This window comes from Fictibacillus arsenicus (assembly GCF_001999465.1).
In the GTDB taxonomy this organism is placed as follows: Bacteria; Bacillota; Bacilli; order Bacillales; family Fictibacillaceae; genus Fictibacillus; species Fictibacillus arsenicus.
Window position 1 is genome coordinate 761,598 of record NZ_MQMF01000001.1, and the last position, 15,096, is coordinate 776,693.

Genomic DNA, 15,096 nt, shown 5'->3' on the forward strand with positions numbered 1-15,096 from the left:
CTCCATATTTTAAACAATCGTTTAATTTTCTTGATTTTTTTCTGTTTTTATAGTGTTTTTTGACCTGGCTTCCAGTTAGCCGGGCAAAGACCGCCTGTTTGCAATGCTTGTAAAACACGCAAGGTTTCGTCGGTATCTCGTCCGATGTTGTTATGGAAAACAACCTGATACATCATTTCACCTTCAGGATTAATAATGAACAACCCACGCAATGCGACTCCCTCTTCTTCAATTAAGACACCGTAGTCACGAGATACTTGGTGGTTTGTATCTGCAGCAAGCGGATAGTTCAGCTCACCAAGTCCGTTATCTTCACGTTTAGTGTTAATCCATGCCAGATGCGTATGAACCGTATCCGTTGAAACTCCGATCACTTCAGCATCCAAGTCTTGGAATTCATCGTATCTATCAGACAATGCCGTGATCTCTGTCGGACATACAAAGGTAAAATCCATTGGATAAAAGAAGAGAACTGTCCATTTTCCATTTTTCATGTTCTCTTCTAAACTTACTTTATTCGTCTCTTTGTTCGGCATGATTGCCCCCATCTCAAAGCGAGGTGCCTGTTTGCCTACCATTCTTTCTGCCATAATTATTTTCACTCCTCTTATCTATAAATGATAATGAATATCATTATCATGTTTCCATCAACAATCTTAATTATACTGATTTCTTGTTTGAAGTCAATACTAATTTATAATTATTATTAATAAGGAACAAGTATTGTGCTCAAAACTATCCTAGTTATTAATAAAAACATTCTTTCATCGATAATCCCACGTTTAAAGGATTAATTCCTGGATTAGCGTAAATAATCCCTGGCTTAATTGAAATAATCCCAAGAAAAACAACAATAAATACTCGAGTCGACAAAGCTCCCCAATCAAGAGCACTCTATAAAAACCACAAAAAAACCTTGCTTTTTTTAAGCAAGGTTTACACGTTATCTTCTTTTTGAGTTTGTATCTGTCCTGATATGAGGCTTTTATTTTTCATAAGAATTGGTATGCAGGCTGCTAAAATAACGAGACAAACGGCAATTGCAATGGCTGTTCCGTTTCCTTTTATAAAACTATCCCCCAACAGGTTATACGCCAGTGTTCCTGGCAGCACCCCAAGCATGGTTGCAAAAACATAAGAACGGAACTTTAATCGGGAGATTCCTGCTACATAACTTACAAGATCAAAATTCAAAACCGGAATGACCCTGAGGAGAAAAATATAAATGAATCCTTTTTCTTTTAATTGTTTCTGCCATTTTTCAATCTTGGATGGAGCATCTGTTGTTTTTTTCAGCCATCGGGCACCCAAATGTTTGGCGAGATAAAAAGAAATAACTGCACCAAGTGTCGCGCTGAAAACCGTATACACGGTTCCCCAGACAGCACCAAATGCAAGTCCGCCAGCTAGTGATAGAACGGAAATCGGAAAGAGCGTAAAGGGACGAACTACATTAATCAAGATATATATAATAGGTGCAACCATACCAAAGGACAGCACCCAATCGCGTAAAGACAAAGGGGTAAGTTTGAAAACAAAATGGTTGAGTGCGAATAAAAGAATAACAGCAGCAAATAGGACTGTTAACTTCACCCAAGTTTTTTTCTTCATAAAGACCCCTTCTTTACTGACAAATTTTAAAAAAGATCAGTTTATGAACTATTCCCTTATATTTACTTTATATAACAAACTTTCCTAACTATTTTTAATAACAATGCCATTTCCAGCTGGATCCTTCACAAATATGCTGTTAGATTCAGCTATGAACGATATATTATGCTGCTCAAGGGAATTAATTAAATCATCTAAAACCTCAGCACTTGGCACAACGATTTCATAATGCAGGAGACCCGTTGCATCTATTGGCGAAGGAATAGCATTCGGGCCGTTCCAAATATTTAGAGCAATATGGTGATGATATCCACCTGCTGAGATGAATAAGGCATGATGAGCCATTCTTGTTTGTTCTTCAAAACCAAGTATATTCATATAGAACTCTTCTGCTTCAGGAATGTTGGTCACGTTTAAATGCACATGTCCCATTACCGTTTTTTCCGGCAGACCATTCCACTTATTGTTATCAGCCTCATCTAATAAACCCTGTACATCTAATGGTTCGCTCACTGCAGGCAATTTTCCTTTTTCATCGCGGACCCAATCTTTTCGATCAACATCTCGATAAACTTCTATCCCGTTGTTTTCTGGATCTTGCAGGTAAATCGCTTCACTGAATTTATGGTTAGATGCCCCAGCAAGGCGAGTCTCTGATTGTATAAAATGCTGAAGAACATTCGCAAGATCTTTTCTTGTAGGTACAAGCAATGCTAAATGGTATAAGCCCGCACTGCGAACGGGACGCTGTTCAAGCTTAGGATTACTTTCTAATGTCAGAAGCGGCTGAATTCCGTCAGCTGATAACTGTGCAGCAGAATCTGATCTAGTCAGTATTTTTAATCCAATAGTCTCTGTATAAAACTGAATAAGTTTCTCGAGGTCTCTTACCTTAAGTGTGACATTGCCGATATGCGTATCTTTATGAATAGGTTTCATTTATATAACCTTCTTTCAAATATTTTAATTACTTTATGTAAGTTATTATAAAATAGTTATTAACAAACTTCAAGCGTAAAAAAAGAAGCTGATTTTTATCAGCCCCCGATATATGACATTTCTATTTTTTTTCGTTCTTCAGCATTCTTTTCTCTTCTTTCATCTGAATAACGATCTTTTCTATTGCTCCATGTGTTTTCTATTCGCTCAAGAATCTCCTGATCGGAAGCACCATTGCGTATAAAGTGTTTAAAATCAGTACCGCTAGAAGCAAACAGGCAAGTATACACTTTACCATCTGCAGAAAGCCGAGCTCTGGTGCATGTAGAACAAAAAGTATCACTAATAGAAGAAATGATACCGATCTCACCTTTTCCATCTTTATATTGATACCTTTTTGCAACTTCGCCATAATAATGACCTGAAACCGGTTCAAGAGGAAGTTCATCTCCGATTACCTTTAAAATCTGATCCTTAGAAACAACATCATCCCAGTTCCATCCGTTCGATGTTCCAACATCCATATATTCAATGAAACGAAGCACATAAGGAGTATTCTTAAAGTAACGAGCCATCGGCAGAATCTCCTGATCATTGATTCCTTTTTTAACCATCATATTAATTTTCACTTGAAGACCAGCTTGATGGGCAGCTTCTATTCCTTTTAAAATAGACTGAACCCCTACTCCCCGTCCGTTAATACTTCCGAAAAGCTGATCATCAAGCGTATCAAGGCTTACGGTAACGCGGTTCATTCCTGCTTCTTTTATCTCTGCTGCAAGTTTAGGCAGCAGCACACCATTTGTTGTTAATGCTATATCTTTTATTCCTTCAATAGAACGAAGCCTTTTTAAAAGATCAGGCAGCCCTTTACGCAATAAAGGTTCACCGCCTGTAATACGAATTTTCTCAACGCCTGAAGAAGCAAACTGAGCAGCTATTCGTACGATCTCATCAAAAGATAATAACTCCTCATTCGTTAAGAATGGATAATCCGATCCAAAAATTTCTTTAGGCATACAGTACGTACAGCGAAAGTTACATTGGTCGGTTACTGATATCCGCAAATCACGAAGAGGACGCTGCCATTGGTCAACAACTTTCTTTTTATCCATAACATCACGCCATTATTTTAGTCTTTTTCTAAATGTACCACGAATAAAAGGAAGTTAAAACCAGAAGGTATTTTCAAAGGCATCTATATTAAGGAATGTAATTATAGTTATTAATTACTAATTACCTAATGTTTGGCAATTTATATGCATCGATTTTACCAAATTTTTATAAATTTTATTATCAATTCCCTTGATGCGCCGGTGTTTTTAGACCCTGATGCGCTAAAGGAAAATAATCGTTTGCCACTTACCCTTGTGTATTGAAGATGAAAGTGTTACGATTAGGAAGAATTATTTTTGTTCGATTGTAACAGGTAAACGATTATCTTGATATTTTTGAGCAAGGATAGTATTATTGTGCGGATTGGCACGACAGGAGGCAACAAACATGGAACAAGGTAAAGTTAAATGGTTTAACGCAGAAAAAGGTTTCGGATTCATCGAGCGCGAAGGTGGAGACGACGTATTCGTACATTTCTCAGCTATCCAATCAGAAGGTTTCAAGTCATTAGATGAAGGTCAAGACGTAACTTTTGAAGTTGAACAAGGTCAACGCGGACCTCAAGCTACTAACGTACGCAAGGCGTAATAGCCTAAATAGATAAACAGGACTCTTTCATAGAGGCCTGTTTTTTTTTTGCCTCTTAATTAATATATCGACACCTTTTTTAATTATTTCATACTTATAAAAATTTTTCTGTAATTTCAAACATATATAAATTGTTTTTGCTACAATAAAATTAACGTCTAAAAATATTAGGAGTTGTAAATGGATCTTCAAATGAAGCAAAAGTCAGATCAAATCGAAATCGGTAATAAGATTAACGAAAATGCAGGACAAATCGCACAGAAGATCATCACAAACATTACAGATAATGAAACATATGTTTCGCTTCAACATAGAGATCAAACACAAGAAAGGCTCGAAGCTTCTATCACTTTTATTCGATTAGTGGGAGACGCAATTTCCGGCAAAATCGATAATCCAAAAAAGACGATTTCTGAGTGGGGTGAAAAGGTTGGGATGGCTGCTGTACATTCAGGACAACCGCTTAATGAATCATTGGAGAGCACTTCTTATTATCGTAATGCCATTTGGGAGTTTATAAAAGAAGAAGGCTCATTGCAATCCATGTCAGCAGAATCTGTCTTACACATTTCAACCACGATCAATCCGATGATTGATTATGCCGTACAAGCGTTCAGCAAGTCCTACGTAAACAACTATCGGGATATGGCAGAAAGGTTTCACTTATCCCTGCAAGAGCTTTCAGTCCCAGTCGTTCCGCTTTTCCCTGGCGTAGCTGTTCTTCCTGTTGTGGGAGAAATCGATACAAATCGAGCGAAAATACTATTAGACTCCACTTTGCAGCAATGTGTAGAAAACGAGATTAATTCACTTGTTATTGACTTATCAGGAGTAAGCTACATTGATACAATGGTTGCTCATCGCATTTTCCAACTTGTGTCATCGCTAAAACTTCTTGGCGTCAAAACCACTTTAACGGGTTTAAGTCCTGAAATTGCTCAAACTTCTGTGAGCTTAAACTTGAATTTTAACGAAATAACTTTAAAAGGTAATCTGCTCCAAGCATTAGCTGATTTTGGATACGGCAAACTAAATAAATAAAAAAGAACAGATCCTTCAGGGTCTGTTCTTTTGAGTTTTAAAGTTGTTTACGTTTAAGATCTTCTAGCTCCTTTAAGAGACTGATAACCATTTCATCACTTTTTTTCAGCTCATAATTAAGCATAGTAATGGTCTCTTCCTCCCAAGCAAACGGATCTCCTTGTTCTGGTGTAGTCGGGATATTTTCATAGATATCCCCCTCTTCTCTATCATCTCGGTCAAAATATATAGCTACTTCACAAATAGGATCATTTAGAGCAATTCGTTGACGCAACGTGACTTTTCCATAACCGAATTTCCGTGCTGCAATGCCACCTAGCACACTCGATGTCATCTTGCATAGGTGTGGGGCATCCTTAACAAACTCTCCGAAAGGACACTCTTTTGCACGAATTACTACATGGTCAGGATCCACACTGACAATTTCAAAATGCCCGCCGATTGCATTTTTCAAATCCACTATTACATGAACATATTGGTCAACAGTCCAGTGCAGTGGATCATCATAAAAACTTTCGATCCATTCACCTGTTCTCAGTCCAAGCTGTTCAATATACTTATCTGCAGCAGGACCGATTGTTTTTTTATGAATTAAGGCATATTGAGTAATAAGTTTTGCTAAAAAAGTGTGTCCATTTAATTCACCTTTTGAAAGGCGCATAACACATCTACCCTTTCTTTATAATTCTGCTGTTCTAGTTTGATTGGTAAGATATGGACAACACTCTTTAGATACCCGTTAAAAAGAATTTGAAACCTTAAAATACATAACAATCTAATTAAATTACTTATTTTTTCCAAAAGTACATACCATCTTTATGATCGCTTAAATGAAATCCTGATTTTTCTAAGACTTTTGCTGATGGAATGTTCGTATCCAAGCACTCAGCTGTTACCTTATTAACGTCCGGACGATCAAGTAGCCATTCTGTTAATTTTGAAACCATTTCTGTTGCATATCCTTTATTTCTTGCTTGTCTTACTAATCCATACCCAATCTCTACGATTCCCTTTTCGTCTGGGCCTCCTTTACAGCCAATCTCACCGATTAGTGTATTACTCTCTTTTTCTATTACGATCATGCTCCAAATTGATGTTTCAGGGTGTTGTTTCAGCTTTTCTTTTTTTGGCGGAATTCGTTTTGCATATGTCGGGCTCGGCCATTCGTCAGAAACTTTGCAGCCTAAAGCCAATTCTAGTTCACTTTTTCCTTTTAATGTAGCTTCTACTAACTCATAAGTATATGGAACAATAAGAAGACGCTGTGTTTCAATCATAATAATTCCCCATTCATGTTTATAACATTTATTTTAACTGATTTTTCCACAAAAAAGAGACTTCCATAAAAAGTCTCTTTTCATAAGTTGCTTATTCCATTTCTTGTTCAAGCTTTGAGTGTCTCTTTGAATATAAGAAATATACAGCTGCACCTATACCAAGCCAGATGATGAATCGAATCCATGTGTCTCCATCCAGCTGTGCCATTAAGAAACCGCAGAATATAATCGCAAGTAATGGTATCCACGGTACACCCGGACATCTGAAAGCACGAGGCAGATCAGGCTGAGTTCTTCTCAGCACAAGTACTGCTATGGAAACCAGTACAAAGGCAGACAACGTCCCGATATTAACAAGCTTTGCAAGCTCGTCAAGCGGAATCAGCGCTCCCATTAGTGCAGCAACGATTCCAAAGAACCATGTTGAGCCATATGGAGTACGGTATTTTTTATGAACCGTTCTGAAAAACTCCGGCAACAGTCCATCACGTGACATCGCGTAGGATACACGTGTTTGTCCATAGAGCATAACTAGCATTACGGTTGTCATCCCTAGGATCGCACCTACGTCAACTATACCCGCTACCCAATTCTGACCTGCCACTTGAAGAACAAGTGAAATAGGATGGTCTTCGTTTCCTTTAAAGTCAGGGTACGGAACAACTCCTGTCATGATGCCGGTAACAATCACATAGAGGAACGTACAGATAAGCAGTGAATAGATGATCCCTTTCGGAAGATCTTTGTTTGGATTCTTCGTTTCCTCAGCTGCCGACGCGATCGCATCAAACCCGATGAAAGCAAAGAACACTAAAGCTGCAGCCGCAAAGATTCCTTCCATGCCAAAAGGCGTAAACGGTGTCCAGTTCGCCGGCTTCACATATCCGAAAGCAACAACGATAAACAGGATAACAACGGCCACTTTAATGACAACCATGATGTTGTTGACGCGTTTCGACTGCTTAACACCTACGGACAGCAAAAACGTGATCAACATAACGATTAGAAACGCAGGAAGATTAAAATAAGATGTAAGACCTGGGACCGCTCCTGGTGCTGCACTTAGTGTTGCTGGAATATGGATGCCAAACCCTTTTAATAGTGATTGGAAGTAACCAGACCACCCCACTGAAACGGCACTAACTGCCAAGAGGTATTCCAAGATTAAGTCCCATCCGATAATCCATGCCAGGAATTCCCCTAGCGTTGCATACGTATACGTATATACTGATCCTGAAACTGGCACAGTAGAAGCGAATTCTGCATAGGAAAGTGCTGCGAATAAACAAGCCAGTCCGGCAATCACAAATGAGATGATAAGAGCTGGCCCAGCCGTTAGAGCACCGGCACCTGTAAGGACGAAAATCCCTGTTCCGATGATCGCTCCGATACCGAGCATCGTTAAATCCCAAGTACCCAGTTCTTTATTAAGCGTTGTCCCTGTTTTAGAAGCAGCAACTAGGTCAGAAATACTTTTCTTTCTGAAAATACCCATAGAAATCCTCCATTAAATAAACTATTTATATTTTGTAAGCCTCTCTCTTTTCTATAATTCGTAATTTTTCGAAATTTTGTGGTGCAGTAAAAAAATGGCTAGTGAGCACATATGTATTTTTTTCTTCATAACAAAAAGAGCAACTCTGTGTATTTTTCAGAGTTACTCTTACTATTCCCATATTTATCTATTTCAATGTACTTTCTTTGCTTCACGTTATGTTCTCAGAAATGATAGACGTTTCTTTTTCAGGAATCGCCAGGAATATCACTGCAATCACTATGAATGCCCCGCCTAATAGCTGGTACGCTCCGAACGATTCATTCAGCCATGTAATGGATAGAATCGCGGCCACTAATGGTTCAATACTTGATAGCAGGCTTGTCTCCACGGCAGATAAGTATTTTAAACTGCCGATATAAAGAACGAAAGAAACCGTTCCGCTTATTATGATCAAGATAAGCATGGAGAATGTGCTTACCGTTAATGAACCGGACATCTCTGAAAGACTTAATCCCGGATTCGCCAAATATAGGACGATTCCACCAATCAGCATCCCCCACCCCACAATAACGGAAGTCCCCCATTGCTTAATGAGTGAAGCAGGGTGTAACGTGTAAAACGTAAAACCAAGCGCGGTTAATCCCCCAAAGATGATGGCTTTCTTTGATAATACAATATCCTGGACAGACCCGTTTGTGATCAAATAGAAAACACCAGCTAATGCAGCAAATAATGCGATGAACTGCATGGAAGAAGGCAGCTTTTTGTTAAGAAAAGCAACCCACACCATAATAAGAACAGGACCAAGAAACTGAAACAATGTAGCAGTTACGGCATTACTTATGTACACTGTTTCGATAAAGGCATATTGGGCACCAAGCATGCCAAGAACCGAAAAGATGATAAGCTGAATCCATTGACCGGGATGTTTCCAAATCGCAAAGATATCTTGCTTTGAAAAAAATAAAAAATTTAAAAGAATGACACCTGCTGCTATTAAACGAACAACTAGATAATCAGCAGATGTTAGTTCAGTTTTTTGAAAAAGCCACTGAATCATGGGGCCAGAAATCCCCCATAACGTGGCACCACTAATAATCATCATTAAACCGATTTGACGAGAGCGTTTCATGAAGCATACCTCCTAAGCTGCAACTTGCTTTTACCTTTATAAAATGATAAGCATAGAGGTATTATAATGAAGTTCTGACTCTATAAAAAGTGTCAGATTTTTAATATGCAAGGGGGTCAGTTTATGGTTGAAATCACACCAAGCCTCGTTACACACAGCAGCAAGCCTCTTTATATTCAACTCTATCATTTTATTAAACAAGAAGTACAAAATGGCAATCTGGCTCAGAAAACGAAACTTCCTTCTAAACGAAAGCCGGCCAAGCATCTGAACATCAGTCAGAACACGATAGAATCTGCCTACAGCCAGCTTGTCGCCGAAGGCTATATCGAATCCATTCCGCGCAAAGGCTATTTTGTTTGTGAAGTCGATCAAAACCATTTAGAAGTAAATAGCAATATCCCTTCTGTAAAAGAGAAAAAATACAGAGCTACTCCATATCGCTATGATTTTACCAATACAGGTATTGAAGGAAATGCTTTTCCCTTTTCGGTCTATCGGAAATTAGCAGGTGAAGTGATCAGACCTGCGAATAAAGAGGTATTATTGTTAGGCCACCCGCAAGGGGAGTACGGTCTACGGGAAGAAATCTCGAAATACCTATACGAATCCCGAGGTGTTCGCTGTTCACCAAGCCAAATCATTATTGGGGGAGGAACACCCTATCTAATAAAAGTCCTCTTTCAGCTGTTGGATGGCAGTACGTTTGCTGTTGAAGATCCTGGCTATCACCGAAAGTTAGTCTTATTTGAAAATCAGCATGAAAAAGTGAAGATGATTCCGCTGGATGAGGGAGGATTAATCGTTTCTGAACTCGAAAAAAGCGGCGCGAATGCCGTTTTTGTCACCCCTTCTCATCAGTTTCCCTGCGGGATGGTCATGCCCATTACCAGGCGGCTGCAGCTGTTGAAATGGGCGGAAGAAAAGGCCGGTCGCTTTATCATCGAGGATGATTACGACAGTGAGTTTCGATACGAAGGAAAGCCTATTCCTGGCCTTCAAGGACTAGATACAGCCGAAAACGTCATTTATATGAGTACTTTTTCAAAAGCTCTTATCCCTTCTTTACGCATAAGTTATATGATTCTTCCAAAGCTGCTTTTAACAATCTATCAAAGTGACTATTTCTTTTACACACAAACTGTTTCTCGCATCGATCAGGAGATTTTAAAGCGTTTCATAAAAGAAAGACATTGGGAAAAGCATATAAACCGCATGAGGGGTGTTTATCAGAAAAAAAGAGATGCGCTGGTTGTTGAAATTTCGAGGTGTTTTCCTGATTCTGTTGAAATAATCGGCCAGGATTCAGGACTCCATATTCTAGTACGGCCAAACAATGGAATGACAGAAAAAGAGCTGGTTGAAAAAGCTGCTGCCTGCAGCATTAAGGTCTATCCCGTTTCTGCATACGGCAGATGTGATCATCAAACCGTTTTGATAGGTTTCGCTGTGCTGTCTGTGGAAGAAATAAAGGATGCTGTTGAGCTCCTGGCTAGAGCTTGGTTTAAATAAATGGCTCTTCTCTAAAAGATTGTTGTTTTGAGTAATTGTTTCCTCCTCTTCTGAGACAAGTTGATTGAAGAGCAAGGTGCGTGCCTACCACCTGAGAATCTTCTTGCTAGGCATACGGCGAGGAAACTCACATCGGTAGCATTTACTTTGAGATGCAGGAGCAAGAGATACTTCCATGAAGCGGTCAGGTGGAGACTCCTAATGGCGTATTTAGCAAGCTCACCTTACCCCTCGTGGAAAGCGAACCCTGGAGCGGAAATCAACAACTTTCAAGAGCTCGCAGGAAGGGGTTCCCGCGAGAAGCTTTAGTCCTTCTTTATTATTTCTTCTGGTTCTAATTGCATTAAATAATATTCAACGGCATCTATTTGTTTTGAACAACCGTTTAAAATAAAAGCAGGCTCAGCAGGTTCTTCCATTAGTATTTCAGAACAGATATCTTTGTAAATGCCTTTGTCTTGTCCTGCATAACCATCATGGGAATTATCATAGGTGTAATAAAATTTTTCTCCGTCAAAAACAAGATCCTTAAAGATGGGGTCTCCTTCCATTGTATAACTCGTGATTCGAATTTCATCTTTCTTTTTAGCATTCGTATTTGCTAAAAAATCCCGAAACCGTTCAATATTGTAATCTTCATATCCCCATATAACATCTCCTCTCTTTTTTGCCTCATTCAAGTTATAAGCTTCTGAAGAGGGTTCGTTAATAGGGAGAAGAGCTGCTGTTTCCCGTCCATCTCCATGTTCATATAAACCGTTTAACCAAATACCCGCCGTAATCATAGCAACTAAACTTAAAATCTTCATTTTACCTCCTCAAATAATCCATTTATTAGATTAGATGATAAATAAAAGCATTTGGTCGCAATTTCCATTTCCAATTAAAATGTGATTTAAGTTAAAATGAAAATACAATCTTTTTCATTAAAATCTGCTTAACTAAGAGGAGAAATTTTATGAATTTGGAACAGATAAAATACATTGTAGAAGTCGCAAAAGAAAGTTCGATTACAAAAGCTGCTGACAAGCTACATCTCTCCCCATCTGCGATTAGTCAATCCATCACTCAGTTGGAAAAAGAGTTTGGCATCTCTATATTTACGCGTTCACGACACGGTACACTCCCGACAGCAGAAGGAAAATTTATCGTCTCTAAAGCGTATGAAATTCTGCATAAGATGGATGAACTGCAAAAAGAGCTTTCTATTAACCAAAAAGCTAAAAAACTATCATTAAAAGTAGGCTGTGCACCGGCACTCACTTATATGGTGTATGATGCTTTTATCCTGTTTCATGAGCAGTTTCCTGAGGTCAACGTTATGATCAAAGAAATCGACCAGGAACATATTTTAGAAGAAATTAAGAATGGAAGTATTGATATCGGTCTAAGTTCCTTTACAGAGTTTGATTTATCTTCTATGAAGCATGAGAAAGGAATTAGCTACGAACCGCTGTATACGGGTTATGTTTGTGTTTGTGCAGGAAAGAAATCTCCTCTATATTATAAGGAATTTCTAACGCCTGATGAACTGGCCGATCAAAAGATCGTCATTTACAATTCAAAAGGCGGAACAACCTTTAATGATACGTATTTTAATAATAATCAGATTCTGTTTTCATCAAACAATGTTGAAGTGCTGCGATCAGCTATTCTAGACGGACATGCGTTTTCTTTTGTTTTGAACTTTACTTTTAAAAAGAACGCAGATGTACTTAATGGTAATTTAGCCCTCATTCCATTTAAAAATCCAGATCTGATTTCTCAAGATTTTTGGACGCTTTATCCTCTTACAAAAGGTATCACGGCAGAAGCAAAAGAATTCGATAGAATTGTTAGGTATTTGCTAGATCAATAACAAGCAGTTAGTTAGCATTCTGTTCTTTTTTTAACATGCTCTTTTGATAATACAAGATTAACTTATCCAGCACTTGACTTTGTTTTACAAGGTCATGGTTCGAAAAATCATTTGAGCTTGGTCTCAGGTCATACATTTTTTGACGGCATCTTTTGATTTCTTGCAATAATAATTGCATCTCGTAATCCATTAAAGCAATCCCTTTCTAGCACACTAGTTTATTCCATTTTCTGTTTATAATATAAGAATAGAACTTACCCCAAATTATGTAAATTTAATGTTTTTTAATAGTCTTTCAGTATTGCTGAACTTAATGAAAAAAGCCATGGATCGATCAATTGGATATGGCCTCAAATACCCTAGTCACTTTAAAGATACTCATTTACATAAAGTGGCATCTTAAAAAATTCCACGTAAATAATCATTTATTTGTCCAATCAATTTAGACAAGCCTGCGTAAGATATAGCAGAAGGAGGATGTATTCGTATATTCTCTTTCCAAGTTTCAAAATAGGGGGGTGTCTATTTTGAGTCTAATCAGAATTCTAGATAATTTCTTAAATAATAAGAAAAGAGCTAAGAGCAAGAAAAACAAAAAAAGAATTGGCTAACCCCAATAATAAAGAGCTGACCTGATGGTTAGCTCTTTCATTTACATATTTATAATAGGATGGCTAGCAAAACAGGCAATGTAATCAATGAAAGAAGAGTGCTGACTAAAGTAGCGCTGGATACAAAATCTGGTTCTGTCCCAAATTGAAGGGCGTACATGGTTGTGTTCGCCGCCGATGGCATGGCCGCCATTAAGACCATGATTGCTTTAAGCATTGGGTCTATCGGCAAAAAGAGAGTGATGCCATACGCGATCGCTGGTGAAACGAATAATTTTAATAATAGCGAGTATGTCAACTTTTCGACTTGAACATTTCGCAATGAAATTTTCGCTAGCTGCATACCCAAAATAATCATGATGGTCGGTATAGCAGAGTCTGCGACTAGATCGAGAGCTTCTGCAATGGAACCTCCTATTTTGATATCCAGCTGTTGAAAAAGAACACCAGCTATCGCACCATATAGGATCGGCATTCTCACTACGGCTCTTAGCGCAGAAGAGATCCCATCGTTTTCAGGACTTCCCTTTGCGGCGTAATATATGCCCACCGTGCACATTACCAGTTGCTGGATGACCATTAGAACAACCGCATAATCAAGTCCTGCAGCACCAAAAGCAAAAAGAGCGACAGGTGTTCCATAGTTTCCATTATTCATAAAAGCTGACGCGAGGATTATTCCGCACGTTTCACGCATGTTGTATTTTTTTATAAAACTGACCGCGTACACGAACGCAATAAGCGTAAAACAAAGTACCAGCGTATAAATGAGCATGTACCCATATGTCTTCGTCAATGTAGTTTCATAGAAGGTACGGAAAACAAGAAAGGGAGACATAAGATAGAGCGCCATGGTGGAAAGCGATTGTGTATCAAAGCCAATTACCTTTTGCCCGATAAACCCGATAGAAAATATAGCAAAAACCGGCAAGACGATACTCAGCAGTTCTAACATGTATAAACCTTCTTCCTTTTTCACTTCAATTTTTACTTCATTTATCGTAACATACCGTTAATGCAGATGTTATAATTAGCTCTGTTAAATAGAAAGCTAAGTTAACCCCCTGCCAGAATACATTTCACCCTCAAACTTCATTCATAAGAACCGTAAACGTTTCATTTTATTGTACCGATTAATTAGTTACCTCTACTACACCACTGCATATCATGATTAGATAAATTTATCAGAGGTGGTTCGTATGAGAAGCATTGATTCCGATGCTTGTTTCCAGCCGTTTATCAGTCCTAATCCCATAACTTCATTTAACCCTGTTCAGGTCTGTCCAACAATTGACAAAAGTGCGTTTATTAGTCCTTTTACCAGTGTGATCGGTGATGTCACCATAAGAAAAAATGTGTACGTAGCTCCTCTTGTGAGCATACGAGCGGATGAAGGTACTCCTTTTTACTTAGGATCCAACACAAACATTCAGGATGGGGTAATCTTGCATGGTTTGAAAGATAAATTCATTAGTGTAGACGGAAAGGATTATTCGATTTTCATAAACAAAGAAGTCTCCATCGCACATGGAGCTCTTGTTCATGGACCTTGTTATATAGGCAAAAAAGTATTTGTTGGATTCAAAGCGATTGTTTATGACGCTATTATAGGGAGCGGATCATTTATTTCGTACAATGCCGTCGTCACCAATGGGGTTCATGTTGCTAAGAATCGGTTCATCCCCCCTGGCGCTTACATCGATTCTCAAAAAAAAGCAGATGCTCTCTCAAAGGTACCTGCTGATAGCAAAGAATTTGCAAGAGAAGTACAGCGAGTCAATCAGGAGTTCCCGGCTGGCTATCATTTATTGTTTGGCGATTGCCGCTGTTCTTGCGGGGTTGCTTATACGGATCACGAATATAAATACAAAGAATATAAAAAAGATAAAGATTAACAAGCTGATGCTGTTCTA

The 15,096-nt window shown here is 38.5% G+C and carries 17 protein-coding genes; 6 read left to right on the forward strand and 11 right to left on the reverse strand.

Annotation, left to right across the window (positions count from 1 at the left end):
• Positions 1-47 precede the first annotated feature (47 nt).
• From UN64_RS03790 to moaA, 4 genes are all read right to left on the reverse strand, one after another.
• Complete coding sequence (locus UN64_RS03790; protein WP_077359849.1) at positions 48-590, reverse strand: peroxiredoxin; 543 nt, start codon at positions 588-590, stop codon at positions 48-50.
• A gap of 346 nt (positions 591-936) precedes the next feature.
• Positions 937-1,611, reverse strand: coding sequence for a TVP38/TMEM64 family protein (locus UN64_RS03795; RefSeq protein ID WP_077359851.1), 675 nt, complete (start codon positions 1,609-1,611; stop codon positions 937-939).
• An 84-nt stretch (positions 1,612-1,695) separates the two neighbouring features.
• On the reverse strand, positions 1,696-2,550 hold the full coding sequence (locus UN64_RS03800) for a VOC family protein (RefSeq protein WP_077359853.1): 855 nt from the start codon (positions 2,548-2,550) through the stop codon (positions 1,696-1,698).
• Between the two features lie 98 nt (positions 2,551-2,648).
• Positions 2,649-3,665 (reverse strand): GTP 3',8-cyclase MoaA, encoded by a 1,017-nt coding sequence (moaA, locus tag UN64_RS03805; RefSeq protein ID WP_077359855.1) that lies wholly within the window; start codon positions 3,663-3,665, stop codon positions 2,649-2,651.
• A 388-nt stretch (positions 3,666-4,053) separates the two neighbouring features.
• Here moaA and UN64_RS03810 point away from each other — a divergent pair, with 388 nt between their 5' ends.
• Both UN64_RS03810 and UN64_RS03815 read left to right on the forward strand, forming a co-directional pair.
• Positions 4,054-4,254, forward strand: coding sequence for a cold-shock protein (locus UN64_RS03810; protein WP_066292711.1), 201 nt, complete (start codon positions 4,054-4,056; stop codon positions 4,252-4,254).
• Positions 4,255-4,434: 180 nt separating this feature from the next.
• Entirely contained in the window at positions 4,435-5,295 is an 861-nt protein-coding gene (locus UN64_RS03815; protein ID WP_077359857.1) for an STAS domain-containing protein, read from the forward strand.
• 37 nt (positions 5,296-5,332) lie between these two features.
• Here the strand turns inward: UN64_RS03815 and UN64_RS03820 are convergent, their stop codons facing one another.
• From UN64_RS03820 to UN64_RS03835, 4 genes are all read right to left on the reverse strand, one after another.
• Positions 5,333-5,956, reverse strand: a complete 624-nt coding sequence (locus tag UN64_RS03820; RefSeq protein WP_077359859.1) for a methanogen output domain 1-containing protein — start codon at positions 5,954-5,956, stop codon at positions 5,333-5,335.
• 127 nt (positions 5,957-6,083) lie between these two features.
• Positions 6,084-6,572 carry a GNAT family N-acetyltransferase gene (locus UN64_RS03825; RefSeq protein ID WP_077359861.1) on the reverse strand — a complete coding sequence of 163 codons (489 nt, stop codon included), beginning with the start codon at positions 6,570-6,572 and terminating at the stop codon, positions 6,084-6,086.
• A gap of 91 nt (positions 6,573-6,663) precedes the next feature.
• The gene (bcaP, locus tag UN64_RS03830) at positions 6,664-8,067 is read right to left on the reverse strand and encodes a branched-chain amino acid transporter BcaP (protein WP_077359863.1); all 1,404 of its coding nucleotides are present in this window, start codon (positions 8,065-8,067) and stop codon (positions 6,664-6,666) included.
• Between the two features lie 211 nt (positions 8,068-8,278).
• Positions 8,279-9,202 (reverse strand): DMT family transporter, encoded by a 924-nt coding sequence (locus UN64_RS03835; RefSeq protein WP_077359865.1) that lies wholly within the window; start codon positions 9,200-9,202, stop codon positions 8,279-8,281.
• 123 nt (positions 9,203-9,325) lie between these two features.
• Here UN64_RS03835 and pdxR point away from each other — a divergent pair, with 123 nt between their 5' ends.
• The gene (pdxR, locus tag UN64_RS03840; protein ID WP_077359867.1) at positions 9,326-10,714 is read left to right on the forward strand and encodes a MocR-like pyridoxine biosynthesis transcription factor PdxR; all 1,389 of its coding nucleotides are present in this window, start codon (positions 9,326-9,328) and stop codon (positions 10,712-10,714) included.
• Between the two features lie 305 nt (positions 10,715-11,019).
• Here pdxR and UN64_RS03845 read toward each other — a convergent pair whose 3' ends face one another.
• Positions 11,020-11,523 carry a DUF4362 domain-containing protein gene (locus tag UN64_RS03845; protein WP_077359869.1) on the reverse strand — a complete coding sequence of 168 codons (504 nt, stop codon included), beginning with the start codon at positions 11,521-11,523 and terminating at the stop codon, positions 11,020-11,022.
• 149 nt (positions 11,524-11,672) lie between these two features.
• Between UN64_RS03845 and UN64_RS03850 the strand changes: the two genes are divergently transcribed.
• Positions 11,673-12,572, forward strand: coding sequence for a LysR family transcriptional regulator (locus UN64_RS03850; protein WP_077359871.1), 900 nt, complete (start codon positions 11,673-11,675; stop codon positions 12,570-12,572).
• Positions 12,573-12,579: 7 nt separating this feature from the next.
• Here UN64_RS03850 and UN64_RS03855 read toward each other — a convergent pair whose 3' ends face one another.
• Entirely contained in the window at positions 12,580-12,762 is a 183-nt protein-coding gene (locus UN64_RS03855; protein WP_077359873.1) for an aspartyl-phosphate phosphatase Spo0E family protein, read from the reverse strand.
• A gap of 123 nt (positions 12,763-12,885) precedes the next feature.
• On the opposite strand from UN64_RS03855, the gene UN64_RS21470 reads away from it, so the two are divergent.
• Positions 12,886-12,975 (forward strand): DUF4260 family protein, encoded by a 90-nt coding sequence (locus tag UN64_RS21470; RefSeq protein ID WP_369073169.1) that lies wholly within the window; start codon positions 12,886-12,888, stop codon positions 12,973-12,975.
• A gap of 257 nt (positions 12,976-13,232) precedes the next feature.
• Here UN64_RS21470 and UN64_RS03865 read toward each other — a convergent pair whose 3' ends face one another.
• Entirely contained in the window at positions 13,233-14,138 is a 906-nt protein-coding gene (locus tag UN64_RS03865; protein ID WP_077359877.1) for an AEC family transporter, read from the reverse strand.
• Between the two features lie 244 nt (positions 14,139-14,382).
• On the opposite strand from UN64_RS03865, the gene UN64_RS03870 reads away from it, so the two are divergent.
• Complete coding sequence (locus tag UN64_RS03870) at positions 14,383-15,078, forward strand: LbetaH domain-containing protein (protein ID WP_077359879.1); 696 nt, start codon at positions 14,383-14,385, stop codon at positions 15,076-15,078.
• Positions 15,079-15,096: the final 18 nt, after the last annotated feature.

Excerpts from the sequence above, each read along its gene's own strand:
- UN64_RS03855 (WP_077359873.1), bottom strand. The coding sequence starts at position 12,762 with ATGGATTACGAGATGCAATTATTATTGCAAGAAATCAAAAGATGCCGT.
- pdxR (WP_077359867.1), top strand. The coding sequence starts at position 9,326 with ATGGTTGAAATCACACCAAGCCTCGTTACACACAGCAGCAAGCCTCTT.
- UN64_RS03870 (WP_077359879.1), top strand. The coding sequence starts at position 14,383 with ATGAGAAGCATTGATTCCGATGCTTGTTTCCAGCCGTTTATCAGTCCT.
- UN64_RS21470 (WP_369073169.1), top strand. The coding sequence starts at position 12,886 with ATGAAAAAAGCCATGGATCGATCAATTGGATATGGCCTCAAATACCCT.
- UN64_RS03850 (WP_077359871.1), top strand. The coding sequence starts at position 11,673 with ATGAATTTGGAACAGATAAAATACATTGTAGAAGTCGCAAAAGAAAGT.
- UN64_RS03815 (WP_077359857.1), top strand. The coding sequence starts at position 4,435 with ATGGATCTTCAAATGAAGCAAAAGTCAGATCAAATCGAAATCGGTAAT.
- bcaP (WP_077359863.1), bottom strand. The coding sequence starts at position 8,067 with ATGGGTATTTTCAGAAAGAAAAGTATTTCTGACCTAGTTGCTGCTTCT.
- UN64_RS03825 (WP_077359861.1), bottom strand. The coding sequence starts at position 6,572 with ATGATTGAAACACAGCGTCTTCTTATTGTTCCATATACTTATGAGTTA.
- UN64_RS03845 (WP_077359869.1), bottom strand. The coding sequence starts at position 11,523 with ATGAAGATTTTAAGTTTAGTTGCTATGATTACGGCGGGTATTTGGTTA.
- UN64_RS03795 (WP_077359851.1), bottom strand. The coding sequence starts at position 1,611 with ATGAAGAAAAAAACTTGGGTGAAGTTAACAGTCCTATTTGCTGCTGTT.
- UN64_RS03790 (WP_077359849.1), bottom strand. The coding sequence starts at position 590 with ATGGCAGAAAGAATGGTAGGCAAACAGGCACCTCGCTTTGAGATGGGG.
- UN64_RS03835 (WP_077359865.1), bottom strand. The coding sequence starts at position 9,202 with ATGAAACGCTCTCGTCAAATCGGTTTAATGATGATTATTAGTGGTGCC.
- UN64_RS03865 (WP_077359877.1), bottom strand. The coding sequence starts at position 14,138 with ATGTTAGAACTGCTGAGTATCGTCTTGCCGGTTTTTGCTATATTTTCT.
- moaA (WP_077359855.1), bottom strand. The coding sequence starts at position 3,665 with ATGGATAAAAAGAAAGTTGTTGACCAATGGCAGCGTCCTCTTCGTGAT.
- UN64_RS03820 (WP_077359859.1), bottom strand. The coding sequence starts at position 5,956 with ATGCGCCTTTCAAAAGGTGAATTAAATGGACACACTTTTTTAGCAAAA.
- UN64_RS03800 (WP_077359853.1), bottom strand. The coding sequence starts at position 2,550 with ATGAAACCTATTCATAAAGATACGCATATCGGCAATGTCACACTTAAG.
- UN64_RS03810 (WP_066292711.1), top strand. The coding sequence starts at position 4,054 with ATGGAACAAGGTAAAGTTAAATGGTTTAACGCAGAAAAAGGTTTCGGA.